This is a genomic window from Actinomadura luteofluorescens (genome assembly GCF_013409365.1).
GTDB lineage: Bacteria > Actinomycetota > Actinomycetes > Streptosporangiales > Streptosporangiaceae > Spirillospora > Spirillospora luteofluorescens.
Window position 1 is genome coordinate 8,039,378 of sequence record NZ_JACCBA010000001.1, and the last position, 24,490, is coordinate 8,063,867.

The 24,490-nt window shown below is 75.2% G+C and carries 22 protein-coding genes and 1 riboswitch; of the genes, 8 read left to right on the forward strand and 14 right to left on the reverse strand.

The genetic code is table 11. From position 1 onward, the window contains the following. Positions 1-23: 23 nt before the first annotated feature. The 3 genes from BJY14_RS37050 to BJY14_RS37060 form a co-directional block, all read right to left on the reverse strand. Complete coding sequence (locus BJY14_RS37050) at positions 24-854, reverse strand: undecaprenyl-diphosphate phosphatase (protein ID WP_312879810.1); 831 nt, start codon at positions 852-854, stop codon at positions 24-26. 162 nt (positions 855-1,016) lie between these two features. Next, positions 1,017-1,862 (reverse strand): LLM class flavin-dependent oxidoreductase, encoded by an 846-nt coding sequence (locus BJY14_RS37055; protein ID WP_179847863.1) that lies wholly within the window; start codon positions 1,860-1,862, stop codon positions 1,017-1,019. Between the two features lie 43 nt (positions 1,863-1,905). Then, positions 1,906-2,358 (reverse strand): MarR family winged helix-turn-helix transcriptional regulator, encoded by a 453-nt coding sequence (locus BJY14_RS37060; RefSeq protein ID WP_179847864.1) that lies wholly within the window; start codon positions 2,356-2,358, stop codon positions 1,906-1,908. 157 nt (positions 2,359-2,515) lie between these two features. Between BJY14_RS37060 and BJY14_RS37065 the strand changes: the two genes are divergently transcribed. After that, positions 2,516-3,967, forward strand: coding sequence for an MFS transporter (locus BJY14_RS37065; protein WP_179847865.1), 1,452 nt, complete (start codon positions 2,516-2,518; stop codon positions 3,965-3,967). Between the two features lie 18 nt (positions 3,968-3,985). On the opposite strand, the gene cobF is transcribed toward BJY14_RS37065, so the two are convergent. After that, positions 3,986-4,735, reverse strand: a complete 750-nt coding sequence (cobF, locus tag BJY14_RS37070) for a precorrin-6A synthase (deacetylating) (protein ID WP_179847866.1) — start codon at positions 4,733-4,735, stop codon at positions 3,986-3,988. Between the two features lie 60 nt (positions 4,736-4,795). Between cobF and cbiE the strand changes: the two genes are divergently transcribed. Genes cbiE through BJY14_RS37085 form a run of 3 tightly spaced genes read left to right on the forward strand, consistent with a single transcriptional unit; the run spans position 4,796 to position 7,472 of the window. Next, positions 4,796-6,013: a precorrin-6y C5,15-methyltransferase (decarboxylating) subunit CbiE gene (gene cbiE / locus BJY14_RS37075; protein WP_179847867.1), complete on the forward strand. Its 1,218-nt coding sequence runs from the start codon at positions 4,796-4,798 to the stop codon at positions 6,011-6,013. Continuing rightward, positions 6,010-6,765: a precorrin-4 C(11)-methyltransferase gene (gene cobM / locus BJY14_RS37080; RefSeq protein ID WP_179847868.1), complete on the forward strand. Its 756-nt coding sequence runs from the start codon at positions 6,010-6,012 to the stop codon at positions 6,763-6,765. Before cbiE ends, cobM begins: the two co-directional genes overlap by 4 nt. Next, positions 6,750-7,472, forward strand: coding sequence for a cobalt-precorrin-6A reductase (locus BJY14_RS37085; protein WP_179847869.1), 723 nt, complete (start codon positions 6,750-6,752; stop codon positions 7,470-7,472). The genes cobM and BJY14_RS37085 overlap by 16 nt, the downstream gene beginning before the upstream one ends. Here BJY14_RS37085 and BJY14_RS37090 read toward each other — a convergent pair. The 3 genes from BJY14_RS37090 to BJY14_RS37100 are packed head-to-tail and all read right to left on the reverse strand — an operon-like array spanning position 7,463 to position 10,661. Continuing rightward, positions 7,463-8,950, reverse strand: a complete 1,488-nt coding sequence (locus BJY14_RS37090; protein WP_179847870.1) for a precorrin-2 C(20)-methyltransferase — start codon at positions 8,948-8,950, stop codon at positions 7,463-7,465. The genes BJY14_RS37085 and BJY14_RS37090 overlap by 10 nt on opposite strands. After that, positions 8,950-9,570 carry a precorrin-8X methylmutase gene (locus BJY14_RS37095; RefSeq protein ID WP_258943164.1) on the reverse strand — a complete coding sequence of 207 codons (621 nt, stop codon included), beginning with the start codon at positions 9,568-9,570 and terminating at the stop codon, positions 8,950-8,952. Before BJY14_RS37095 ends, BJY14_RS37090 begins: the two co-directional genes overlap by 1 nt. Beyond that, positions 9,567-10,661 (reverse strand): ferredoxin-like domain-containing protein, encoded by a 1,095-nt coding sequence (locus BJY14_RS37100; RefSeq protein WP_179847872.1) that lies wholly within the window; start codon positions 10,659-10,661, stop codon positions 9,567-9,569. Before BJY14_RS37100 ends, BJY14_RS37095 begins: the two co-directional genes overlap by 4 nt. 45 nt (positions 10,662-10,706) lie before the next feature. Next, positions 10,707-10,878: riboswitch (cobalamin riboswitch) on the forward strand. A gap of 31 nt (positions 10,879-10,909) precedes the next feature. Between BJY14_RS37100 and cobN the strand changes: the two genes are divergently transcribed. Then, positions 10,910-14,506, forward strand: a complete 3,597-nt coding sequence (cobN, locus tag BJY14_RS37105) for a cobaltochelatase subunit CobN (protein WP_179847873.1) — start codon at positions 10,910-10,912, stop codon at positions 14,504-14,506. On the opposite strand, the gene BJY14_RS37110 is transcribed toward cobN, so the two are convergent. The 6 genes from BJY14_RS37110 to BJY14_RS37135 are packed head-to-tail and all read right to left on the reverse strand — an operon-like array spanning position 14,461 to position 19,997. Then, on the reverse strand, positions 14,461-15,792 hold the full coding sequence (locus tag BJY14_RS37110) for a cobyrinic acid a,c-diamide synthase CobB (protein WP_179849877.1): 1,332 nt from the start codon (positions 15,790-15,792) through the stop codon (positions 14,461-14,463). The two genes, cobN and BJY14_RS37110, sit on opposite strands and share 46 nt — an antisense overlap. Continuing rightward, positions 15,789-16,391, reverse strand: coding sequence for a cob(I)yrinic acid a,c-diamide adenosyltransferase (cobO, locus tag BJY14_RS37115; protein ID WP_179847874.1), 603 nt, complete (start codon positions 16,389-16,391; stop codon positions 15,789-15,791). Before cobO ends, BJY14_RS37110 begins: the two co-directional genes overlap by 4 nt. Before the next feature lies 1 nt (position 16,392). Continuing rightward, positions 16,393-18,465 carry a VWA domain-containing protein gene (locus tag BJY14_RS37120; RefSeq protein WP_179847875.1) on the reverse strand — a complete coding sequence of 691 codons (2,073 nt, stop codon included), beginning with the start codon at positions 18,463-18,465 and terminating at the stop codon, positions 16,393-16,395. Then, positions 18,462-19,043 carry a histidine phosphatase family protein gene (locus tag BJY14_RS37125; protein ID WP_218905758.1) on the reverse strand — a complete coding sequence of 194 codons (582 nt, stop codon included), beginning with the start codon at positions 19,041-19,043 and terminating at the stop codon, positions 18,462-18,464. Before BJY14_RS37125 ends, BJY14_RS37120 begins: the two co-directional genes overlap by 4 nt. Then, a complete protein-coding gene (locus tag BJY14_RS37130; protein WP_179847876.1) occupies positions 19,018-19,803 on the reverse strand; it encodes a CbtA family protein in 786 nt (261 codons plus the stop codon). Before BJY14_RS37130 ends, BJY14_RS37125 begins: the two co-directional genes overlap by 26 nt. An 8-nt stretch (positions 19,804-19,811) precedes the next feature. Continuing rightward, positions 19,812-19,997, reverse strand: coding sequence for a CbtB domain-containing protein (locus tag BJY14_RS37135; RefSeq protein ID WP_179835852.1), 186 nt, complete (start codon positions 19,995-19,997; stop codon positions 19,812-19,814). 337 nt (positions 19,998-20,334) lie between these two features. Here BJY14_RS37135 and BJY14_RS37140 point away from each other — a divergent pair, with 337 nt between their 5' ends. Both BJY14_RS37140 and BJY14_RS37145 read left to right on the forward strand, forming a co-directional pair. Continuing rightward, positions 20,335-21,246: a class I SAM-dependent methyltransferase gene (locus BJY14_RS37140; protein WP_179847877.1), complete on the forward strand. Its 912-nt coding sequence runs from the start codon at positions 20,335-20,337 to the stop codon at positions 21,244-21,246. A gap of 44 nt (positions 21,247-21,290) precedes the next feature. Further along, positions 21,291-22,136, forward strand: coding sequence for an LLM class F420-dependent oxidoreductase (locus BJY14_RS37145; RefSeq protein ID WP_179847878.1), 846 nt, complete (start codon positions 21,291-21,293; stop codon positions 22,134-22,136). A 93-nt stretch (positions 22,137-22,229) separates the two neighbouring features. Here BJY14_RS37145 and BJY14_RS37150 read toward each other — a convergent pair whose 3' ends face one another. After that, the gene (locus BJY14_RS37150; RefSeq protein WP_281382439.1) at positions 22,230-23,018 is read right to left on the reverse strand and encodes an SAM-dependent methyltransferase; all 789 of its coding nucleotides are present in this window, start codon (positions 23,016-23,018) and stop codon (positions 22,230-22,232) included. 128 nt (positions 23,019-23,146) lie between these two features. Here BJY14_RS37150 and BJY14_RS37155 point away from each other — a divergent pair, with 128 nt between their 5' ends. Further along, positions 23,147-24,478, forward strand: coding sequence for a cytochrome P450 (locus BJY14_RS37155; RefSeq protein WP_179847880.1), 1,332 nt, complete (start codon positions 23,147-23,149; stop codon positions 24,476-24,478). The last annotated feature ends 12 nt before the right edge of the window (positions 24,479-24,490 follow it).

The window sequence follows — 24,490 nt, forward strand, 5'->3', positions numbered from 1 at the left end:
TCTCTCGCATACCCCCGTGAGGCTCAGGCGTTCAGCGCGCCCGCGCCGAGGAGGCCGAACAGCAGCAGGCCGACGACGATCCGGTAGACCACGAACGAGGTGAAGCTGTGCCGCGCCACGAACCGCAGCAGCCAGGCGATGGAGGCGTAGGCCACGACGAACGACACCGCCGTGCCGACCGCGAGCGGCAGGACTCCGGCGCCCGAGCCGAGCGCGCTCGGCAGCTCGTAGATGCCGGCGCCGGTCAGCGCCGGGATGCCCATGAAGAACGACAGGCGGGTCGCGGCGACCCGGTCGAGGCCGAGCATGAGACCCGTCGACATCGTCGCGCCCGACCGGGAGAAGCCGGGGAACAGCAGGGCGAGGATCTGCGACGAGCCGATCAGCATCGCGTCGGTGAGGGACGTGTCGTCCTCGCCGCGCTTGTGCGTGCCGAGCCGGTCGGCGGCGAACATCACGGCGCTGCCGCCGATCAGGGACCCGGCGACCACCCACAGCGAGGCGAGCGGGCCCTCGATGAGGGGCTTGGCGGCGACCCCGACGATCACGACCGGGATGGTGGCGTAGATGACCCACCAGGCGAACTTGTAGTCGTGGTGGTAGCGCTCGGAGGGCCGGGCGATCCCGACGCCCCACGCCTTGACGATCCGGACGATGTCGGAGAGGAAGTACACCAGTACCGCCGCGATCGCGCCGACCTGGATCACCGCGGTGAACCCGACCACGGCCTTGTCGTCCACCGGGATGTCCATCAAACCCTCGGTGATCTTCAGATGCCCGGTCGAGGAGACCGGGAGGAACTCGGTCAGGCCCTCCACGATCCCGAGGACGATCGCCTGCCCGACATTGATCACGCTCAAGGACCCGGTTCCTCTCCGACCTGCGCTGGCTTCGGGCCGAGCCTACTGCCGCGCCGCGGCCGGATCCCGCGACGGGAACGATAACTTCACTGATCGTTAACCCGGCGGACCGCCTCCGGACACGCTCGGCTCCGGCCGGCCTGGTCCGGGCGTGTGCTACCGGCCGGAGCCGGCCAGGGCGGCGACGGCCGCGAGGTCGCGCCAGGCGTCGCCGGGGCGCAGCGTCTCGTCCGGGTCGCCGTTGAAGGGATCGAGGAGGACCGTGCCCGCGCCGAGCAGCCGCAGTTGCTCCAGGTCGTCGGCGACCTGGTCGACCGTCCCCTCTCCCGCGAGCCGGTCGGGACCGGTGACGGGGGAGGACGTCAGCCGCAGGGCGATGCGGGGCTCCAGGCCGGGCATCGGGCGCCCCTGCTCGTCCGCGACGGTCTTCAACCGCTCCAGCGCACCGCGGAGCCAGGGGAGGGCGAAGCGCAGGGGGTGCCAGGCGTCGCCGACGCGCACGGCCCGGCGGAGCGCGGCGTCGCTGTTGCCGCCGATCCAGAGGGGGATCCGCCCCGCGCGGTAGTCGCCCTCGTCCTCCCACGCGGCGCGGATCGCCCGCAGGTACTCGTCGGTGAGGGCGCCGCGCCGGGTGTACGGGACGCCGAGCGCGGCGTACTCCTCGCGGGCCCAGCCGACCCCGGCGCCGAGGACGAACCGCCCGCCGCTCAGGTCGTTGAGGTTGGCGGCCATGCGCGCGATGAGCAGCGGATGCCGGTACGGGACGACCAGCACGGTGGTGCCGAGCCGCACCCGCTCGGTCACGCCGGCGAGCCAGGAGAGCGTGGTGAACGGCTCGTAGAACGGCGCCGGGTACTGCGCGGCGACGTCGGCCGTGATCGCGACGTGGTCGGAGACCATCAGCAGGTCGAAGCCGAGGCCCTCGACCGTCCGCGCCCACTGCCGCAGGACGCCCGGGTCGGTGCCGGGGCCGAAGTTGGGGACGTTCACACCGAGGCGCATCGCCCCAGGCTAGCGGCATGGTCCAGCGGGCCGGGAGGCTCGGTCAGGGGCGGGGCCAGGGGCTCCCGGCGAGGCGCTCGATGTCGGTGTTGAAGCGCTGGAGGAAGGAGGCGAAGGCCTCGACCTCCTCCGCCGTCCAGTCCGCCATGATCTTGTCGATGCCGGCGGTGATCTGGCCGCGCTCGCTGTCGAGGCGGCGCTCGCCCTCGCCCGTGATGCGGAACTTGCGGGCGATGCCGCCGGCCGGGTCGGGGATGCGCTCGACGAGGCCGTCGCGCAGCATGGCCGAGGTCTGCCGGTTCAGCGTCGAGGGGTCCAGGTCGAAGGCCTCGCTGAGCTGCCGGATCGACATGGGGCCCTCGATGCGGATGCGGCTCAGCAGGATGTAGGCGCTGCGCTCCAGCAGGCCGCCCTCGCGCCGGGAGCGCCGGGTGGCCAGGCTGTGCCGCCCGAGCAGCATGGTCTCGTACTCGATCAGATCCGTGGGCTTGTGCATGCCGGTCCTTCTCCCGGACGCGGTCCGCCCGGGTCGCTCCTGCCTGGATGCTCGCACCCCATGACTACCACAGGGATGTGCGTCGTACATAAGTTGTGCATCGACCATAACGTATGTATGGTGCACAAGTTCCTCGACCCGACAGAAGGGATGTCACGTGGACGAGTCCGCGCCCGCCGTCCGACCCGGCGGGATCGTCGGCGTTCTCGCCGTGGGCGGCATCGTCGCCGCGTTCATGCAGACCCTCGTGGTGCCGCTGATCGCCGAGCTGCCGCGGCTGCTGCACACCACGGCCTCCAACGCGACCTGGGTGGTCACCTCGACGCTGCTGGCCTCCGCGGTCGCGATGCCGATGATCGGGCGGCTCGGCGACCTGTACGGCAAGCGGCGGATGCTGCTGGTCTGCATGGTGCCGCTCATCACCGGGTCGGTGATCTGCGCGCTGGCCGGCTCGCTGGTCCCGATGGTCGTCGGCCGGGGCCTGCAGGGCGTCGGCATGGGCATGATCCCGCTCGGCATCAGCGCGCTGCGCGACCTGCTGCCGCCCGAGCGGCTGGGGTCCTCGATCGCGCTGCTGAGCTCGTCCATGGGCATCGGCGGGGCGTTCGGCCTGCCGCTCGCGGCCGTCATCGCGGACAACATGAGCTGGCGGGTGCTGTTCTGGGGCTCGGCCGCGATGAGCGCGCTCGTCGCCACGCTGATCTACCTGCTGGTGCCGGCCACGCCCGTCCAGGCCCGGGGCCGCTTCGACGCCGTGGGAGCGGTCGGCCTCGGCATCGGCCTCGTGTGCCTGCTGCTCGGCGTCTCCAAGGGCGCCGACTGGGGCTGGGCGAGCGGCACGACCATCGGGCTGTTCACCACCACGGTCGTCGTGCTGCTGGCGTGGGGCTGGTGGGAGCTGCGGACCCGCGAGCCGCTGGTCGACCTGCGCGTCACCGCGCGCACCCAGGTGCTGCTCACCAACGCGGCCTCGGTCGTGATCGGGTTCTCGATGTACGCCCAGTCGCTGATCGTGCCGCAGCTGCTGCAGCTGCCGAAGGCGACCGGGTACGGGCTGGGCCAGTCGATGGTGGCCGCCGGCCTGTGGATGGTGCCGTCCGGCCTGCTGATGATGGCGGTGTCCCCGCTCGGTGCGCGGCTGTCGGCCGCCCGCGGGCCCAAGGTCACCCTGGTCGCCGGGAGCCTGGTGATCGCTCTCGGCTACGGGTCGTCCACGCTGCTCATCGGCGCCGCGTGGGGCCTGATGGTCGTCACGGCGATCTGCGGCATGGGCGTCGGTCTCGCCTACGGCGCGATGCCCGCCCTCATCATGGGCGCGGTGCCGCGGTCGGAGACCGCCTCGGCCAACAGCTTCAACACGCTGATGCGCTCGGTCGGCACCTCGGTGTCGGCGGCCGTGGTCGGGGTCGTGCTGTCCCAGCTGACCATCGACCTCGGCGGGCACGTGCTGCCGTCCGAGGACGGCTTCCGCGCGGGCCTGCTGATCGGCTGCGGCGTGGCGCTGCTCGCCGGCCTCATCGCGCTGGCCATCCCCGGGCGCGGCCGCTCGGTCACCGCCGCGGCCGAGCAGGGCGCCCCGGCGGAGGAGCGCGCCGCGTCCAAGGCTTGACCCCGGGGGACGGGCCGGTCAGGGACGTGCCGGGGGCTCGCGCCGCAGGAGGTAGGTGTCCATGATCCACCCCTTGCGGGCGCGGGCCTCGGCGCGCACGGCGCGGATCCGCTCGGCCACCTCCGCGACCGGGCCGGAGACGAGGATCTCGTCGGTCGTGCCCAGGTAGGCGCCCCAGTAGATGTGGTAGCCCTCGCCCGCCTCGGCGAACGCGCAGTGCGCGTCCAGCATGACGAGGACGTCGTCGGCGGTGGGGCCCTCGGCGGCGAGGCGGCGTCCGGTGGTGACGTGGACGGGGCGCCCCACCCGCGTGAGCCCGACGCCATGCCGCGCGGTGAGCGCCGAGACGCTGCTGATGCCGGGAATCACCTCGCACTCGAACTCGGCGCCGACCTCCTCCAGCGCCGCGAGGGTGCTGTCGTAGACGCCGGGGTCGCCCCAGACGAGGATCGCGCCGGTCTGCCCGTCGGCGAGCTCACCGGTGACGAACGACTCGTAGATCCGTGCGCGCCGCGACCGCCAGTCCTCGACGGCGGCGGTGTAGGCGGCGGCGTCGCGGTCGCGGTCGGGGTCGCGGGCCTCCACGATCCGGTACGGGGGCCGGCCGTGCGCCGCGATGAGGTCGTGCCGCAGCCCGGCCAGGTCGTGCTTGGCCTCTCCCTTGTCGACGACGAGGAAGACGTCGGCGGCGGCGATCGCCTTGGCCGCCTGGAACGTCAGGTGGTCGGGGTCCCCCGCGCCGATGCCGATGATCAGAAGCCGCTTCACGGCGCCAAGTGTGCCAGAGCGCTCCTATAGGCTTCATGTCCCGTTCGACCGAGGAGGCCAGTGGACGCGCGTGTCATCACCGTCGTGGGAATCGGCGCCGACGGGTGGGACGGGCTCGCGGAGGAGTCGCGCGAGGCGCTCCGGACGGCGGAGGTCCTGTTCGGCAACCGCAGGCAGCTCGACCTCGTCCCCGGCGCCGACCGCGAGCGGGTCGCCTGGCCGTCGCCCCTGCTCCCCGCGCTGCCGGGGCTGATCGAACGGCACGAGGGGCGCGCGATCGCCGTGCTGGCGAGCGGCGACCCCATGTTCCACGGGATCGGCTCCACCCTCGCCGGGATGCTCGGCGCCGACCGGCTCCGCGTGCTGCCCCACCCGTCGTCGGCGTCGCTCGCGTGCGCCCGGCTCGGCTGGCCGCTGGACCGGGTCGACGTCCTCAGCATCGTGGGCCGTCCCGCCGCGGCGCTGAACGCGGCTGTCGCCCCCGGCCGGCGGCTCGTCGTGCTCGGCGCCGGGCGGGAGGCTCCGATCATCGTCGCCGCGGTGCTGTCGGGCCGCGGCTTCGGCCCGAGCCGGATGACCGCCCTGTGCGACCTGGGCTCGGCCGAGGAGACGATCAGGCACGGCGTCGCGCAGGAGTGGACCGAGCCCGCCGCGTCCGCGCTGACCCTCACCGCCGTCGAATGCGTGCCCGGCCCGGACGCGGCGCCGCTGCCCCGCACCCCCGGGCTCCGCGACGACGCCTTCGAGCACGACGGGCAGATCACCAAGAGCGAGGTCCGCGCGGTGACGCTGTCGCGCCTCGCTCCGCTGCCCGGCGAGCTGCTCTGGGACGTCGGCGCCGGCTCCGGCAGCGTGGCGATCGAGTGGGCGCGGGCGCACCCCGCCTGCGAGGCCGTCGCGATCGAGAGCAGCCCCCGCCGGGCCGAGCGGATCGGCGCCAACGCGGCCGCGCTGGGCGTGCCGCGCCTGCAGGTCGTGAAGGGCGAGGCTCCGGACGCGCTGGACGGCCTGCCCGAGCCGGACGCGGTCTTCATCGGCGGCGGCCTCACCGAGGCCGGGCTGCTGGAGCGCTGCTGGGACGCCCTCAAGCCGGGCGGGCGCCTGGTCGCCAACGCCGTGACCCTCGAATCGGAGGCCAGGGTGGTCGAGGGGCGCCGGCTGCTCGGCGGTGAGCTGGTCCGTGTCGGCGTCGAGCGCGCCGGGCCGCTGGGCGGGTTCACGGCCTGGCGCCCGGCGATGCCCGTCACGATCTGGACGGTCCGCAAGGAGGCCCCGTGACGGTGTACTTCGTCGGCGCGGGCCCCGGCGCCGCCGACCTCATCACCGTGCGCGGCCTGCGGGTCCTGGAGTCCGCGCCGGTCTGCCTGTACGCGGGGTCGCTGGTGCCGGCCGAGCTGCTGGAGGCGTGCCCGCCCGGCGCCCGCGTCGTCGACACCGCGAACATGACGCTGGACGGGATCGTCGCCGAGCTGACGGCCGCCCACCGCGGCGGCCTGGACGTCGCGCGGCTGCACTCCGGCGACCCGTCGGTGTTCAGCGCGGTCGCCGAGCAGATGCGCCGCCTCGACGCCGAGGGCGTGCCGTACGAGGTCGTCCCCGGCGTCCCGGCGTTCGCGGCGGCGGCGGCCTCGCTCGGGCGGGAGCTGACCGTCCCCGGCGTCGGCCAGACCGTGATCCTGACCCGGACGGCCGTGCGCGCCACCCCGATGCCGGACGGCGAGGACCTCGCGACCCTCGGCGCGAGCGGCGCCACGATGGTGCTGCACCTGGCAGTCCAGCGCATCGAGGAGGTCGCCGCCGAACTGCTGCCCCGCTACGGCGCGGACTGCCCGGTCGCCGTCGTCGCCCGCGCCAGCCGCGAGGACGAGCTGATCCTGCGCGGCACCCTCGGCGGCATCGCCGCCCTGGTCCGCGAGGCCGGGGTGCGGCGCACGGCGGTGATCGTCGTCGGGCGCGTCCTCACCGCGTCGGCGTTCCCCGACAGCCACCTCTACAGCGCCGGGCGGGACCGGGCGTGCGGCGCGTCCTGATCCTCGGCGGGACGGCGGAGGCCCGCGCCCTCGCGGCCCGCTTGACCGGCGTGCACGTCGTCTCCTCGCTCGCCGGGAGGGTTTCCGATCCGCGCCTGCCCGCGGGAGAGGTCCACATCGGCGGGTTCGGCGGCGCCGAAGGGCTCGCCGCGTGGCTGCGCGAGCACCGGATCGACCGCTTCGTCGACGCGACGCACCCGTTCGCGGAGCGGATGAGCGCCTCCGCCGAGCGCGCGTCGCGGCTGACGGGCGTGCCGCTGCTCGCGCTGCGCCGCCCCGGGTGGGACGAGGAGGACGGCGACGACTGGCGGCGCGTCCCGTCCCTGCCGGACGCTGCCGCCGCGCTGCCGGACGGCGCCCGCGCGTTCCTCACGACCGGGCGCCGCTCCATCCCGGTGTTCGCCGCGCGGGCCGGCGTGTGGTTCCTGGCGCGGTCGGTGGACCCGCCGGAGCCGCCCGTCCCGCCCAACGTGCGCGTCCTGCTGGCGCGCGGCCCCTACACCGTGGACGGCGAGCGCTCCCTGATCCGCGAGCACCGGCTGGACGTCCTGGTCACCAAGGACAGCGGCGGCGCGATGACCCGCGCGAAGCTCACCGCCGCCCGCGAGGACGGGCTGCCGGTCGTGATGGTCGACCGCCCGGCCCTCCCCGGGGGCGTCGAGGCGACCGGCGACGTGGCGGCCGCGGCGGCCTGGGCTCAGGGGTAGCGGCGCGGGGTGTAGACCACGCCCTGCCCGGTCACGCGGGTGGCGGACGACCCGACGATGAGCAGGCAGCGCATGTCGACCCGCTCGGGGTCCAGCTCGCCGAGCGTCGTCACCGTCACGCTCTCCTCCGGTCCGCCCACGTCCCGCCCGACCACCACCGGGGTCTCGGGGGAGCGGTGCTTGAGCAGCAGGTCGCGGGCCGCCGGGAGCTGGTGCCTGCGCCGGCTCGACGAGGGGTTGTAGAGGGCCAGGACCAGGTCGGCCTCGGCCGCGGCGGCGAGCCGCCGCTCCACCACGTCCCACGGCTTGAGGATGTCCGACAGCGACAGGACGCAGAAGTCGTGCCCGAGGGGCGCGCCCGCCCGGGCGGCGACGGCCTGCGCCGCCGTCAGGCCCGGAACGACCTGCACCGGCACGTCCGCGAACTCGTCTCCGGCCGCGGCCTCCAGCACGGCCGTCGCCATCGCGAACACCCCAGGGTCGCCGGAGGAGACGACGGCGACCCGGGCCCCGTCCCGCGCGAGTTCCAGCGCGAGCCGGGCCCGGTCGGCCTCCACCCGGTTGCCGGACCCGTGCCGCCGCTGCCTCGGGTTTGGCGGCACCCGGTCCAGGTAGGGGCCGTAGCCGACGAGGTCGGTCGCGGACGCCAGGACGTCCTGCGCCTCCGGGGTCAGCCAAGGCCGCCCCGCCGGCCCGAGCCCGACGACCCACACCCCGCCGGTCCCCTCCGGCCGCGCCGGGGGAGGCGCCGCGAACGAGCGCTCCGCCGGGCTCGTCAGCAGCGCGAGCGACATGTAGGGCACGTCCGCCGGGTCGACGGCGGCGAGCGGCAGGACGCGTTGCCGGTCGGTGGCGGCCCGCTCCACGTACCAGCCGTCGCCGAGCCGCCCCGCGTCCTCGAAGGCCTGCCTGACCTTGGGGAACGTCCGCCCGAGCTTGAGGACGGCCGCCGCGTCCGCGGTGCGCAGCCGCTCGGCCAGCTCCTCGCCGGGCAGCGTCCCCGGCAGGACGGTCAGCGTCTCCTCCCGCTCCACCAGCGGGCGGCCCGCCGCCGCCGACGCCGCGCTGAGCGACGTCACGCCCGGCACCACCTCGGCCGGATAGTGCGGCGCGAGCCGCTTGTGCAGGTGCATGTAGGACCCGTAGAACAGCGGGTCGCCCTCGCTGAGCACCACGACCGTCCGTCCCGCGTCGAGGTGCGCGGCGAGCCGGGCGGCGCAGTCGGCGTAGAAATCCTCCAGCGCCCCCTGGTAGCCGCCGGGATGGTCGGTGGTCTCGGTCGTCACCGGGTAGACGAGCTGCTCCTCGATCCGCCCGTCCCGCAGGTACGGTCCGGCGATCGCCCGGGCGATGCTGCGGCCGTGCCGCGCGCAGTGGAAGGCCACCACGTCCGCCTCGCCGATCAGCCGCGCCGCCTTCACCGTGACCAGTTCGGGGTCGCCGGGCCCGACGCCCACGCCGAACAGCCGTCCCGCCATCACTCCGCCTCACTGGCGACGGCGTTGACCGCCGCCGCCGTCATCGCGCTGCCGCCGCGCCGCCCGCGCACCACCAGATGGTCCAGGCCGCTCGCGGCGAGCGCCTCCTTGGACTCGGCCGCCCCGATGAACCCGACCGGGATCCCGAGGACCGCCGCCGGGCGAGGCGCGCCCTCCTCCACCAGCTCCAGCAGCCGGAACAGCGCGGTCGGCGCGTTGCCGATCGCGACGACCGCGCCGCCGAGCCGGTCGCGCCACAGCTCCAGCGCCGCCGCGCTGCGCGTGGTCCCGAGCCGCTCGGCCAGCCCGGGCACTTCCGGGTCGCCCAGGGTGCAGACGACCTCGTTGCCGGCGGGCAGCCGCGCGCGGGTCACGCCGGAGGCGACCATCCGCGCGTCGCACAGCACCGGCGCGCCCGCCAGCAGCGCCGCCCGGGCCCGCGCCACCACCCCCGGCGACCAGGCCAGATCCTCCACGAGGTCGGTCATGCCGCAGGCGTGGATCATGCGGACCGCGACCCGCGCCACGTCGTCCGGCAGTCCCGCCAGGTCGGCCTCCGCGCGGATCGTCGCGAACGACCGCCGGTAGATCTCGGCGCCGTCCCGGACGTAATCGATCACTGCTGTCCCTCCGCCGTCCTCAGCTCGACCGGGCCGCGGGGTATCCCGCAGCGCCGCTCGCATCCCGTCCAGTGGACGGGCGTCTCGGGCGCGCGGCCGAGGCCGGCGACGAAGCGCCGCGCCTCGCCCTGCACGTCGCCGCGCGACTTCGCGCATCCGGGGCTCCCGGTGCAGGCCGTCACGCCGACCCAGGGCGACGCGGGGTCGGTCGCGAAGCCCGCCGCCGCGAGCGCCGCCGCCGTGCGCCGCGCCTCGCCGCGGTCCAGGTCCCGCAGCACGACGCTGCGCCAGGGCGTCACCCGCACCTCGTCCGCGACTGCGGCGAGCGCCTCGGCCTGCGCGCCGGACAGCCGGCCGAGCGGGGCCACGGCCTCCAGCGCGGCGCGCCCGTCCCGCTGCGCGACGATCCCGGCGTGCGGCGGCGCGGGATCCGGGCGCGGCGGCGTCTCTCCCACGGCCGCGCCCAGCCGCTCGGCGACGAGCCGGGCGCCGTCCGGGACCTCCGCGAGCCGCCAGGCGTCGCCCCGGATCTCCAGGAACGCCTCCGCCGCCGCGAGCAGTGCCGCGACGGGATCGCCGGGGACGGGCCCGAGCCGCGTCCCGGCCAGCCGAAGGCCGCCGGGAGCGAGGGCCGCGTCGGCGTCCAGCGCGGCCGTGTCGCCGGTTCCGTCGTCGAGCGCGAACAGGAACCGCCCCGGCAGCCGGGCCAGCCCCGGACGGGCGCACAGCGCCTCGTCCAGCGCCGTGACCAGCGGATCCGTGGCGAGGGCGCCGTGCGGGCCGCGCCCGCCGAGCGGGGACGCGACGATGTTGCGCACCCGCTCGTGGGTCGCCGACGGGAGCAGCCCCGCGGTGGCCAACCGGGCCGCGAGGGCCGCCGGGTCGCGGACGCCGCGCACCTGGAGGTTGCCGCGGGAAGTGAGTTCGATCACGTCCCGGCCCAGCTCGCGTGCGGCGGCGCCGAGCACCGCGAGCTGCGCGGACGACACCGCGCCGCCCGGGACGCGGACGCGCGCGAGCGGCCCGTCGGCGGCGTCGTGGGTGCGCAGCGCCCCGGGGCACGCGTCGGGACGGGCTCTGACATTCGGCACGGGGAGGATGTTAACCACAGTTTGCAGGGCGACCGCGCTGCCGTACTCTTCTGCTCAGGCGATGGCAATGGGAGGAAGCCGGTGCGAATCCGGCGCGGTCCCGCCACTGTGACCGGGGAGCGAACCCCGCTGTAGGCCACTGTCCGCGAGGACGGGAAGGCCGGGGCGAGCGTCGATCCGGGAGCCAGGAGACTCCTGCCGTCGCGACACCCGCGACCGGGGCGAGGACCCCAGGGGGAGGATGCGCCGTGCCCGAGCACAGCCGCACGGTCCTGTTGCTGTCGACGTCCGACACCGATCTGCTGAGCGCCCGCGCGTCCGGCGCCGCCTACCGGCTCGGCAACCCCGCGCGGCTCACCGCCGCCGACCTGCCCGAGCTCACCGAGGGCGCCGACCTCGTCGTGGTGCGGCTGCTCGGCGGCCGGCGCGCCTGGGAGGACGGGCTCGGCGCGCTGCTCGCGGGCCTCCGGCCGGTCGTCGTCCTCGGCGGCGAGCAGGCCCCCGACGCCGAGCTGATGGAGCTGTCCACGGTCAGCGGCGGGGTGTGCGCCGAGGCGCACGCCTACCTCGCGCACGGCGGTCCCGCCAACCTCGCCGAGCTGCACGCGTTCCTGTCCGACACCGTGCTGCTGACCGGGCGCGGCTTCGCCCCGCCGGCGCCGGCGCCGGCCTGGGGACGGCTCGACCGCGCCGCCCGCGACGGCGGCGGACCCGTGGTCGGCGTGCTCTACTACCGCGCCCACCACATGGCGGGCAACACCGCGTTCGTCGAGGCGCTGTGCACGGCCGTGGAGGACGCGGGCGGTCGCGCGATGCCGGTGTTCTGCTCGTCGCTGCGCACCGCCGAGCCCGAGCTGCTCGACACGCTCCGCCAGGCGGACGCCCTGGTGGTGACGGTGCTCGCGGCGGGCGGGTCGCGGCCCGCGACGGCCGGGGCGGGCGGCGACGACGAGGCCTGGGACGTGGGCGCGCTCGCCGCGCTGGACGTCCCGATACTGCAGGGCCTCTGCCTCACCACGAGCCGGTCCGAGTGGGAGGGCAGCGACGACGGGCTGTCGCCGCTGGACGCGGCGTCGCAGGTCGCGATCCCCGAGTTCGACGGGCGGATCATCACGGTCCCGTTCTCGTTCAAGGAGATCGACGAGGACGGGCTCACCGTCTACGCCGCCGACCCCGAGCGCGCCGCGCGGGTCGCGGGGATCGCCGTCCGGCACGGCCGGCTCCGCCACACCCCGGCCGCCGCCCGCCGCCTCGTCGTGATGCTGTCGGCGTACCCGACCAAGCACGCCCGCGTCGGCAACGCCGTCGGCCTCGACACCCCGGCGAGCACCGTCCGGCTGCTGGCCCGGCTCCGCGACGCGGGCTACGACCTGGGGGAGGGCTTCCCCGGCGTCGGCGGGCAGGACGGCGACGCCCTCGTCCACGCGCTCATCGCGGCGGGCGGGCAGGACGAGGACTGGCTCACCGAGGAGCAGCTCGCGGGCAACCCCGTCCGCATCTCCGCCGCGTCCTACGAGCGCTGGTACCGCACCCTGCCCGCCGGCCTGCGCGAGGGGATGGAGCGGCACTGGGGCCCGCCGCCCGGGGAGCTGTTCGTCCAGGACGGCGACATCGTCCTCGCCGCCCTGCGCGCCGGCAACCTCGTCGTCATGGTGCAGCCGCCGCGCGGCTTCGGGCAGAACCCCATCGCGATCTACCACGACCCCGACCTGCCGCCCAGCCACCACTACCTGGCCGCCTACCGGTGGCTGTCGGACGAGTTCGGCGCGCACGCGATCGTCCACGTCGGTAAGCACGGCAACCTGGAGTGGCTGCCCGGCAAGGCGGCGGGCATGTCGGCGTCGTGCGGCACCGACGCGGCGCTCGGCGACGTCCCGCTGGTCTACCCGTTCCTCGTCAACGACCCCGGCGAGGGCACGCAGGCCAAGCGCCGCGCGCACGCCGTCCTCGTCGACCACATGGTCCCGCCGATGGCCCGCGCCGAGACCTACGGCGACATCGCCCGCCTCGAACAGCTCCTCGACGAGCACGCGACGATCGCCGCGATGGACCCGGCGAAGCTGCCCGCGATCCGCGCCCAGATCTGGACGCTCATCCAGGCCGCCAAGCTCGACCACGACCTCGGCCTGGACGACCGCCCGCACGACACCGAGTTCGACGACTTCCTCCTGCACGTCGACGGCTGGCTGTGCGAGGTGAAGGACGCGCAGATCCGCGACGGCCTGCACGTCCTCGGCCAGGCGCCCACCGGCGCGGTCCGCGTCGACCTGGTGCTGGCCATGCTCCGCGCCCGCCAGATGTGGTCGGGCCGCGAGACGCTGCCGGGCCTGCGGGAGGCGCTCGGGCTCAGCGAGGCCGGCGGCGAGGCGCTCGCCGACGTCGACGCCGCCGAGGCCGCCGCCCGTTCCCTCGTCCAGGCCATGGAGGACGCCGGCTGGGCCGTGGACGCGGCCCGGGAGGCCGCCCGGGACGTTCCGGCGGAGAACCGCGAAGCCGTGACGCGGGTCCTGGAGTTCGCGGCCGCCGAGATCGTCCCGCGCCTGGCCCGCACGTCCGACGAGCTCGACCACGTCCTGCACGCCCTTGACGGCGGCTACGTCCCGGCGGGCCCGAGCGGGTCGCCGCTGCGCGGCCTCGTCAACGTCCTGCCGACCGGCCGCAACTTCTACTCGGTCGACCCGCGCGCCGTCCCGAGCCGCCTCGCCTGGGAGACCGGGCAGGCGATGGCCGACTCGCTCCTGGAGCGCTACCGCGCCGACCACGGGGAGTGGCCGCGCTCGGTCGGGCTGTCGGTGTGGGGGACGAGCGCCATGCGCACGGCGGGCGACGACGTGGCCGAGGTCCTCGCGCTGCTCGGCGTCCGCCCGGCCTGGGACGAGGCGTCCCGCCGCGTCACGGCGCTGGAGCCGGTCCCGCTCGCCGAGCTGGGCCGGCCGCGCATCGACGTCACCGTCCGCATCAGCGGCTTCTTCCGGGACGCGTTCCCGCACGTCGTCGCCATGCTGGACGACGCCGTCCGGCTCGTCGCCGGGCTGGACGAGCCGGACGCCGACAACCACGTCCGCGCCCATGTGCGGGCCGACCGGGAGCGGCACGGCGACGAGCGCCGCGCCACCCTGCGCGTGTTCGGGTCCGCGCCCGGCGCCTACGGGGCCGGGCTGCTGCCGCTCATCGACAGCCGCAACTGGCGCGACGACGCCGACCTCGCCGAGGTGTACGCGGTGTGGGGCGGCCACGCCTACGGCCGCGACCTCGACGGGGTGCCCGCCCGCGCCGACATGGAGAGCGCCTACCGGCGGATCGCCGTCGCCGCCAAGAACGTCGACACCCGCGAGCACGACATCGCCGACTCCGACGACTACTTCCAGTACCACGGCGGCATGATCGCCACCGTCCGCGCGCTGACCGGAAAGGCCCCCGAGGCCTACGTCGGCGACAGCACCCGCCCCGACGCCGTGCGCACCCGCACCCTCTCGGAGGAGACCGCGCGGATCTTCCGGGCCCGCGTCGTGAACCCGCAGTGGCTGGCCGCCATGCGCCGGCACGGCTACAAGGGCGCGTTCGAGCTGGCCGCGACCGTGGACTACCTGTTCGGCTACGACGCCACCACCGGCGTCATGGCCGACTGGATGTACGACCGGCTCACCGCCGCCTACGTCCTGGACGAGGAGAACCGCGCGTTCATGGCCGAGTCGAACCCGTGGGCGCTGCACGGCATCGCCGAGCGCCTGCTGGAGGCGGCCGAGCGGGGCATGTGGGAGCACCCCGACCCGACGGTCCTCCAGGGGCTCCAGGAGGTCTACCTCAAGACGGAGGGCGACCTGGAGGACGACACCAGCCGCTGAGCCGCGTCCGGGAACCCCGCCCAGTGCAGGTGCAGGTAGGAGGCGGTGATCCGGTCGTCGCCGTACCCGTCGCGGCCGTCCCGCCACCGGAACAGCGGCCCGGCCTGCGTGTCCAGCTCCGTCCGGTGGAACTCGTGGCCGCGGAACCGCTCGCCCGGGCGGGTCAGCGGCGACTCGGCCACCGCCACCGCCTCCCGGTAGCCGAGCGTCAGCCGGGACGTCATCCGCGCGCGTCCCGGCACCCGCCCGCACATCGCCCGGCCGTCGAGTTCCTCGCACAGGTAGAGGAGACCGGCGCACTCCGCGGCGATCGGACCGGGGAACGCCGCGACCTCGGCGAGCATCGGCGCGTTGGCGGCCAGCTCGGCGGCATGGACCTCGGGGAAGCCGCCGCCGATGACGAGCGCGCCCGTCCCGTCCGGCAGGGCCTCGTCCCGCAGCGGGTCGAAGACGGCCACGTCGGCGCCCGCCGCGCGCAGCAGCTCCACGTGCTCGGCATAGGAGAAGGTGAACGCCGCCCCGCCCGCGACCGCGACGACCGGCCCGCCCTTGACCGGCGCGACCTGCTCGGACGGATCCCACGCGGGGCCCGGCAGCGGGGGAGCGGTGCCAGCCAGGCGCAGCAGGGCGTCCACGTCGCAGGACCGCTCCACCAGCGCGCCGAGCCGCTCCACCGCCCGGACGGCCTCCGCGCCCCGCTCGGCCGCCGGGATCAGCCCGAGGTGGCGGGACGGGGTGACGACCGCGTCGTCCCGCCGGATCGCGCCGAGCACCGGCACGCCAGTCGCCTCCAGCGCGCCCCGGCACAGCTCCTCGTGCCGCTCCGAGCCGACCCGGTTGAGGACGACGCCGCCGATCCGCACCCCCGGCTCGAACGTCGCGAAACCGTGCACGAGCGCCGCCACCGACCGGCTCTGCCGCGCGGCGTCCACGACCAGCACGACCGGCGCCGAGAGCAGTCGCGCGACGTGCGCCGTGGACGCGAACCCCGTGTCGCCGCGCCCGTCGAACAGGCCCATCACGCCTTCGACCACCGCCACGTCGCAGCCGGCGGCGCCGTGCAGGAACAGCGGCGCCACCCGTTCCTCGCCGGTGAGCCACGGGTCGAGGTTGCGGCCGGGCCGCCCCGCCGCGAGCGCGTGGTAGCCGGGGTCGATGTAGTCGGGACCGACCTTGTGCGGCGACACGGCGAGGCCGCGCGCCCGCAGCGCCGCGATCAGGCCGGTCGCCACGGTCGTCTTGCCCGTGCCGGACGCGGGCGCCGCGACCACGAGCCGGGGGATCACCACTCGATGCCCCGCTGGCCCTTCTGCCCGGCGTCCATCGGATGCCGGACCTTTCCCATCTCCGTCACCAGGTCGGCGGCCTCGACCAGCGGGCCGGGCGCGTCACGGCCGGTGACGACGACGTGCTGGGTCCCGGGACGCGCGGTGAGGGTCCCGACCACGTCGTCCAGGTCGAGCCAGCCCCACTTGAGCGGATAGGTGAACTCGTCGAGCACATAGAAACGGTACGTCTCGGCGGCCAGGTCCCGCTTGATCTGCGCCCAGCCCTCGCGGGCGTCGGCCGCGTGGTCCTCCTCGCTGCCGGGGCGCTGGATCCACGACCAGCCCTCGCCCATCTTGTGCCAGGCGACCGGACCGCCCTCGCCGCTCTCCCCGAGCACGCGCAGCGCCCGCTCCTCGCCGATCCGCCACTTCGCCGACTTCACGAACTGGAACACCCCGACGGGCCAGCCCTGGTTCCACGCCCGCAGCGCCATCCCGAACGCCGCCGTCGACTTCCCCTTCCCGGGGCCGGTGTGGACGATCAGCAGGGGCCGGTTGCGGCGCTGCCGCGTGGTGAGGCCGTCGTCGGGGACGGACACGGGCTTTCCCTGGGGCATCTCAGGCCGCCTTTCCACCGTCGAGTCCGCGGTGGGCGCGGACGATCCCGTCGAGGTCGCCGAGCGGGACGAGCCGCGCCCCGAGCCGGACCGCGAGCCGCCCCGCGAGGCCGAGCCGGACCGGGCCGTCCTCGCAGTCCACGACGATCCCGGCGGTGCCGGCCAGCAGCCCGGCGGCCCGGTCCACGTCGCCTCCGGCGGTAGCCCGCCCGTCGGTGACGACCACGAGCAGCGGCCGCCGCGCCGGGTCGCGCAGCCGCTCGGCGCGCAGCACCTCCGCCGCGCGCGCGAGCCCGGCCGCCAGCGGCGTGCGGCCCCCGGTCGGCAGGGACCGCAGCCGCGCCGCGCCCGCCTCGACCGACGACGTCGGCGGCAGGACCAGCTCGGCGGTCCGCCCGCGGAAGGTGACCAGGCCGACCTTGTCGCGGCGCTGGTAGGCGTCCAGCAGCAGGCTGAGGACGGCCGTCTTCACCGTCGTCATGCGCCGGCGCGCGGCCATCGAGCCGCTCGCGTCCACGACGAACAGCACCAGGTTCCCCTCGCGGCCCTCGCGGACCGCCTCCCGCAGATCGTCCGGGCGCAGCACGAGACCGGCGCCGGACCGGCCCCGCGCCCGCTGCCGCGGCGCGGCGGCCAGCAGCGTCGCCACCACGTGGGGGTCGCGGACCTTCGCGGCCGGGCGCCGCGCACCGGTGACCCGGCCCCGCGCCGTCCGCGAGCGCGACCGCCGTCCCGCGGCACCCTCGCCGACGCCCGGCACCTCCAGCAGCGGCACGGCGTGCGGCACGCCGACCGACGCGACCCGCACCCCGCCCCCGGGCCCCCCGTCCTGCTCCAGGCCCGCACCTTGCTCGGGGCCTCCGCCCTGCTCAGGGCCCGCGCCTCGCTCCGAGGCCGCGTCCCGTTCCGAGCCCGCGCCTCGCTCCGAGCCCGCGCCCTGGTCGGAGCCTGCGCCTTGCTCGGGGCCCGCGTCCGGTGACGGGGCCGGGCCCTGCCCGCCGTCGTGCCGCTGGGACGGGGGCTTCCCGCCACCCCCGCCGTCCGGGGGAGGGTCGTCGCCGGGGGACGTACTGTCGAGCAGCTCGTCGAGCAGGGACTCGTCCAGGCCGGGGGCGTCGAACGGGTCCCGCCTGCGCCGATGCGGCAGCGACAGCCGGGCCGCCGCGCGCACGTCCTCGTCCGTCACCACGTCGCGTCCCCGCCACGCGGCGTGCGCGAGCGCGGCGTTCGCCGTGACCAGGTCGGCGCGCAGCCCGTCGACCTCGAAGCCCGCGCACACGGCCGCGATCTGCTCCAGCCGCGCGTCCGGCAGGCCGACGTCGGCGAGCCTCTCCCGCGCGGCCGAGATGCGCTCCGCCAGCTCCGCCTCGGCGTCCTCCCAGCGCGCGGCGAACGCGGCCGGGTCGGCCTCGAACGCCAGCCGCCGCCGCACGACCTCGGCCCGCTCCCTCGGGTCCCGCGACGCCCGCACCTCGACCGTCAGCCCGAAGCGGTCGAGGAGCTGGGGGCGCAGCTCGCCCTCCTCGGGGTTCATCGTCCCGACCAGCAGGAACCGCGCGGCGTGCCGCACCGACACCGACTCTCGCTCCACGTAGCAGGTGCCGAGCGCGGCGGCGTCCAGCAGGAGGTCCACCAGATGGTCGTGCAGAAGGTTGACCTCGTCCACGTACAGGACGCCGCGGTGGGCCGCCGCGAGCAGCCCCGGCTCGAACGCCTTGACGCCCTCGGTCAGGGCGCGCTCGACGTCCAGCGACCCGGCGAGCCGGTCCTCCGAGGCCCCCACCGGCAGCTCCACCAGCGCGGACGGCCGCCGCACCGCCGGTCCGCCCGGTTCGTGCGGACCGTCCGGGCAGGACGGGTCGGGCGCCACCGGGTCGCAGGCGAACCGGCAGCCCGGCACCGTGTCCACGGCGGGGAGCTGCGCGGCCAGGGCGCGCACGATCGTCGACTTGGCGGTGCCCTTCTCGCCGCGCACCAGCACACCCCCGACCCGCGGCGAGACGGCGTTGAGCAGCAGCGCCAGCTTCAGGTCGTCCAGCCCGACGACGGCGCTGAACGGATAGGCGACGTTCACACCTGGACCTTCCGGTTGACATGGGCGACCCGCCAGCCGTACCCGGCGGCGGCGAGCCTCGTGGTGGACAGCGGCGCGAGATCGATCCGGTCGGCCGCGAGGACGCCGACGCCGAGCGCGTGGGCGAGCGCCGCCCGGATCACGCCCGCGTCGCAGACGGCGACGCCGGACGGGCCGCCGCCGAGCCACGCCGCGACCCGCGCCGCGAGCGCCGACCGGCTCTCCCCGCCGTGGGGCGCGGCGTCCGGGTCCGCCAGCCAGGCGGCCAGCGCGTCCGGATCGGCGTCGGCGAGGCGCAGGCCCGCCCAGGAGCCGTGGTCGGCCTCGGCGAGCGCCGCGGCCGGGCGGGCGTCGAGGCCGAGCGCGGCGCAGGTCTCCCGGGCGGCGCGGGCGGGCGACGTCCACGCCGCCCCGCCCGGCAGTGCCCCGGCCAGGGCCCTCGCCCTCGCCAGGCCGGACGGGTCGGCGGCGGGATCGGCGGGGAAGCGGGCCTGCCGCATCCCCGCCGACGTCGCGTGCCGGACGAACAGCACTCCGGTCAGGGCGGCCCGCTCACGCCGGTGCCGGTGCCGGGGCACGGGCGGCCCGGTCGCAGAACCACCCGAACAGGGTCCCGAAGGACGCCCAGAACACCAGCTGCGTCCCGAGCGAGGTGATGCGGAACTGCCACAGCAGCGTGGCGGGGAACCCGTCCGGCACCTCGTCGACGGTGGGCAGCAGCAGGGACGCCACCGCCACCGGCACGACGAACGCCAGCACGGCCGCCGGCCACCGCGCCCACGGCCCGCCGCGCACGCTGCGCGCCGTGGTCACCGCGATGGCGGTGGACAGCAGCCCGACCCCGATCATCGCCAGGTACAGCAGGGTGCGGGTGTTGATCGTCTCCGGGTCGCCCACCGCGGGCGGGTTCGCCGGATACTTCAGGAACGGCACGACGATGACGGCGGCGAAGGCCGTCCCGGCGGCGGCGAGCGCGAGCGCGGCGTCCGAGCGCGGCCCGACGCGCCCCCGCAGCCCCGCGAAGGCCAGCGCGAACACGCCGCCCACCGCGAGGCCGTACAGACCCGTGGCGAGGAAGAGCCCGGCCTTCTGCGTGCCGCGGCTCACCTCCTCGCCGTGCTCGTGCTTTCCGGTCTCCTGTTCGTGTGTTCCGGACTCGTGCCCGTGTGTTGCGGACTCGGGCTCGGCCGCCGCGCCGTGCCCGGGCGCGGCGGCGGCGTTCTCCAGGGCGATCGCGTCGTCGATGCGGGGTTCGCCGACCGCGAAGGCGAAGACGCCCGCGACGAGACCGGCCAGCAGGCCCAGAAGAAGGCCCCTGACCAGCAGGGTGCGCACCATGCGGCGGCCTAGTGGCAGGGCACGCCGAGCAGGTGCCGCCCGTCGTGCATCAGCTCGTGGAGGTAGCCGCCGGTCTGCGACACGGCGCCGTTGTCCATCAGGACGAGGTAGCCGAGGAGCAGCAGCGCGGGCACCGCGAGCAGCCAGGGAACGAGGTGGGAGAGGGGGATGTGGCGAGCCGACAGCGTGCTCACGGAGCCTCCGTAGGGGATCTAGCGCGTCCCGGACAATGAGGTCGCGATCACCCGAGCGACCTGGCTCCCGGGATCGTCGTCCCGGATACAGTGGCGCGTCCGCACCGGCATCTCACCGGATTTCCCTCGGGCAACCGTGAATCAGCCGAACCGTACGGTCCCGGCGAACGCCCTGTCAACAGCGCGCCCCCGGCCCCGTCCCGCCCAACGAACCGGATGACCAGCCAGCAAGAGGCCGAAATCCGGCTTTGTTGCCATGAAGCGCGACTCACCTATCATGGCGATTTTCGTCTCGCGTCCCCCCGCTGTCGAGAACGACGACGTTGGAGCTCCCCACATGATCAAGCAAGAGACCGGCCCGCCCTCCTCCCTCGACGAGGTCCGGGGGTGGTTCCCGAAGATCGACCAGCTGCTCTTCACCTGGTTCCTGGAACGCCAGGAGCGGCTCGGCCAGCGCGGCGACCTGGTGGAGCTCGGCTCCTACCTCGGCAAGAGCGCCATCCTCATGGGCCGCCACCTGCGGGACGGCGAGACCTTCACCGTCTGCGACCTGTTCGACGACGACGCCCCCGACGACTCCAACCGGGCGGAGATGCAGGGGTCCTACTCGACCCTGACCCGCCAGGCCTTCGAGTCGAACTACCAGGCCTTCCACGACCGGCTCCCGGAGATCGTCCAGGGGCCGACCTCGCTGATCCTGGACCACGTCCAGCCGGAGACCTGCCGGTTCGTGCACGTGGACGCGTCCCACCTGTACGAGCACGTCCACGCCGACATCCAGGCGGCGCACGTGCTGCTTCCCGCCGGGGGCCTCATCGTGTGCGACGACTACCGGTCCGAGCACACCCCCGGGGTCTCCGCCGCGGTGTGGGAGTCGGTCGCCACCGACGGCCTGCGCCCGATCTGCGTCACGACGCAGAAGCTCTACGGCACCTGGGGCGACGCCGACGCGGTCCAGGACGACCTCCTGGACTGGCTGGCGACGAGGGAGGACGCCTGGCACGAGATCCAGCAGGTGGCCGGGCGGCGGCTCGTCCGCGTCAAGGGCAAGGGGGCGACGCGCCCGCCGAACGAGACGGGCAGGCTGAAGGAGCGGCTCGCGCGGGCGGAGAAGCGGCTCGCACGCGCGGAGGACAGGCTGGCCCGCGCGCGCGGCGAGCTGGAAGCCGTCCGCGGCTCGGTCAGTTTCAGGGTCGGCCGGGCCGCCACCGCCCTCCCGCGCGCCCTGCGCGGCGGCCGCGGCCGGTAGCCCGCCCTCGGCACGAGGATAGAACGCGTTCTAGTATCGGCCGCATGCGACACGGCATCGTGCTCTTCACCAGTGACCGGGGCATCACGCCCGCCGCCGCCGCGCAGGCCGCCGAGGAGAACGGGTTCCATACCTTCTACGTGCCCGAGCACACCCACATCCCGGTCCGGCGCGACGCCGCGCACCCCGGGACGGGCGACGAGACGCTGCCCGACGACCGCTACACCCGCACGCTCGACCCCTGGGTCGCGCTGGCGTCCGCGGTCACCGTCACCTCGGCGATCCGGCTCGCGACGGCCGTCGCGCTCCCGGTGGAGTCGGATCCGATCACGCTCGCCAAGACCATCGCCTCGCTCGACCACCTGTCGGGCGGCCGGGTCACGGTCGGGGCGGGGTTCGGCTGGAACACCGACGAGCTCGCCGACCACCACGTGCCGGCCGACCGGCGCCGGACGGTGCTGCGCGAGTACGTGGAGGCGATGCGGGCCCTCTGGACGCGGGAGCAGGCCTCCTACGCGGGGGAGTTCGTCTCGTTCGGGCCGTCCTGGGCGTGGCCCAAGCCCGTCCAGGCGCACGTCCCGCTGCTGATCGGCGCCGGTGGCGGCCCGAAGACCCTCGCGTGGATCGCCGCCCACGCCGACGGATGGATGACCACCCCGACCGAGCGCGACATCCTGCCCAAGGTCGCCGCCCTGCGCGCGGCGTGGGCGGACGCGGGGCGCGCCGGCCGGCCGGAGATCTGCGTCCTGGCCACGGCGCGTCCCTCGCCCGAGGACGTCGCCGCCTGGGAGGAGGCCGGTGTCACCGAGATCATGTGGGGGCTGCCGGACCGGCCCGCCGACGAGGTCGTCGCCTTCCTCGCCCGCCACGCCGCCCGGCTCGGCCTGTGACGCGGACCGGAGGGATGTAGTGAAAGAAGGGCTTTTAATGTACTTTGCCGGGCTCGTCCGAAATGTCAGGGAACAATGGCGCGGACCCGCCGGTCAGCGCTTTCGGCCGACCCCCGCATAGCACCATTGGCGGTCCGCGCGGGGCGGCATGGCCGTCCCCGGATCGGGACGCCACATCGACAGGGTGGTGAGACCGGGCTCCACGAGCTCGAAACCGTCGAACAGCCGCATGACCTCCGCGCGTTCGCGCAGGGTGATCTGGTATGTGGCCCGCTCGTACACCGCGCCCGCGTGCCGGACCCTGCGGTCGGCGTCGAAGTCGCCGGTCACGTGCGAAACCGTCAGGTAGCTGCCGGGGGCCATGGCCTCGCGGAGCCGCGCCACGATCCCGGGCGGGTCGTCGCCGTCGCCGATGAAGTGCAGCACGGCCAGCATCAGCACGGCGACCGGCCGGTCGAAGTCGATGAGCCTGTTGAGCTCCGGGTTCGCCAGGACCTCGCCCGGACGGCGGGCGTCCCCCTGGATGACGGTCACCTCGGGCGTCCCGGCCAGCAGTGCCCGCCCGTGGACCAGGACCACCGGCTCGATGTCGACATAGACGACGTGGGCGTCCGGCGCGACCTGGTGGGCGATCTCGTGCACGTTGCCCTGGGTGGGCAGGCCCGAGCCGATGTCGATGAACTGCCGGATGCCGGACTCGGCGAGGAAGCGCACCGCGCGCCGCAGGAACGCGCGGTTCTGGCGCGCCATGAAGGGCGTGTCGGGAGCGTGCTTGACGACCTCGTCCACGGCCTCCCGGTCGGCGGCGTAGTTGTCCTTTCCGCCCAGAAGGTAGTCGTACATCCGCGGAACGTTCGGCGTGTGCGGATCGACGGTGTCCAGCGTCCTCTCCCCGGGTCGCGGCGTCGCGACTTCCGGCCTGGGAAATGTCGCGAAGTTACCCGGGACATGTAAGCATTGTGATCAACCCGGAAACAACCGAAACGACGATGCCGACGCGGAGGACGCGAATGCGAAGCGACGCCGGTACCCCATCGCTCATCCCCGGCCCGCCCGCCCGGGACGATGGGACGGCGGCCATCGCGGCGGCCGGCGGGCTGCACGAGTACCAGCTGAGGCTGCACGCCGAGTACGGGCCGGTGGTGCGGTTCCCGCTGCCCGGCGCCGGCCTGGCGGTGTCGGTGGCCGACCCGGTGCTGCTGGAGGCCACCGCGAAGATCGACAAGCGGCCGGAGAAGCTGTTCGAGTTCCTGGCGCCCCTCCAGGAGTCGGGCAACCTGCAGACGATCCCGGCCGACGAGCACGGCCCCTGGCGCCGGGTGATGCTGTCGGTGCTGGCGGGGCGCCCCTCCCACGAGGCGCACTTCGCCCGCTTCACCGCGCTCGCCGCCGAACTGGCCGGCCGGTGGGAGGCCCACGACGGCCCGGTCGCGCTGCAGCGGGACCTGAGCGAGCTGTCGCTGCGCATGATCTGCCAGTACGCGCTCGGCAGCGGCCTGGAGTCGCCGGACTCGGCCGCGCGGGTCGTGGCCGCGTTCGAGACCGTCCTCACCGAGTACATGGGCCAGGCCGGGGACGGGGCGGGGGACCGCGCCCAGGAGGCCCTGGCCTACCTGCGCGCCACCGTCGACCAGGTGCTGACCGCGCACCGGGAGCGCGGCGACGCGGCGCCGGCCGGACGCAGCGACCTGATCGCGGCCCTGGCCGAGGCGGGCGAGTCCCCGGCGCGGATCCGCGACACGGTCCTGATGACGATGCTCGCCGCCCACCACACCACCGGCGTCGCCATCTCCTGGACGCTGTACCTGCTGGCCCGGCACCCGGACGCCGCCGAGCGCGTCGCCGAGGAGCTCGACCGCGTGCTCGGCGACCGGTCGGTCCCCGAGTACGGCGACCTCAGGCGGCTGACCTACCTGGACATGGTCCTCCGGGAGACCATGCGCCTGTACCCGCCGGGACCCTACGGCGCGCGGGAGGCCACCGAGGACCTCGTGCTCGGCGAGTACACCGTCCCGGCCGGCACGACGATCTTCTACCCGTTCCGGGCCGTGCACACGAACCCCGAGTACTGGCCCGACCCGCAGCGGTTCGACCCCGGCCGGTTCGCCCCGGAGGCGTCGGCGGGCCGCCCGCGCCTGGCCTACATCCCCTTCGGGATCGGCCCCCGCAGCTGCGAGGGCGCCGCGCTCGCGACGGTCGAGGCGCAGCTCGTCCTCGCCGTCCTCCTCAAGCGCTTCTCCTTCCGGATGGCCCCCGGCCAGACGGTCACGCCCATCGAGCGCTTCGTCCTCTGGGCCGCCGAGGACATCCACATGACGGTCGCCCCTCGCGCGTCCACCTGAGTCCGGCGGATG

Coding starts and splice junctions, on each gene's coding strand:
- BJY14_RS37060 (WP_179847864.1), bottom strand. CDS start 2,358: ATGCACAAGCCCACGGATCTGATCGAGTACGAGACCATGCTGCTCGGG.
- cobO (WP_179847874.1), bottom strand. CDS start 16,391: ATGCCCCAGGGAAAGCCCGTGTCCGTCCCCGACGACGGCCTCACCACG.
- BJY14_RS37055 (WP_179847863.1), bottom strand. CDS start 1,862: ATGCGCCTCGGTGTGAACGTCCCCAACTTCGGCCCCGGCACCGACCCG.
- BJY14_RS37130 (WP_179847876.1), bottom strand. CDS start 19,803: ATGGTGCGCACCCTGCTGGTCAGGGGCCTTCTTCTGGGCCTGCTGGCC.
- BJY14_RS37090 (WP_179847870.1), bottom strand. CDS start 8,950: ATGGCGGGACGGCTGTTCGGCGTGGGCGTCGGGCCCGGCGACCCCGAA.
- BJY14_RS37145 (WP_179847878.1), top strand. CDS start 21,291: ATGCGACACGGCATCGTGCTCTTCACCAGTGACCGGGGCATCACGCCC.
- BJY14_RS37155 (WP_179847880.1), top strand. CDS start 23,147: ATGCGAAGCGACGCCGGTACCCCATCGCTCATCCCCGGCCCGCCCGCC.
- BJY14_RS37140 (WP_179847877.1), top strand. CDS start 20,335: ATGATCAAGCAAGAGACCGGCCCGCCCTCCTCCCTCGACGAGGTCCGG.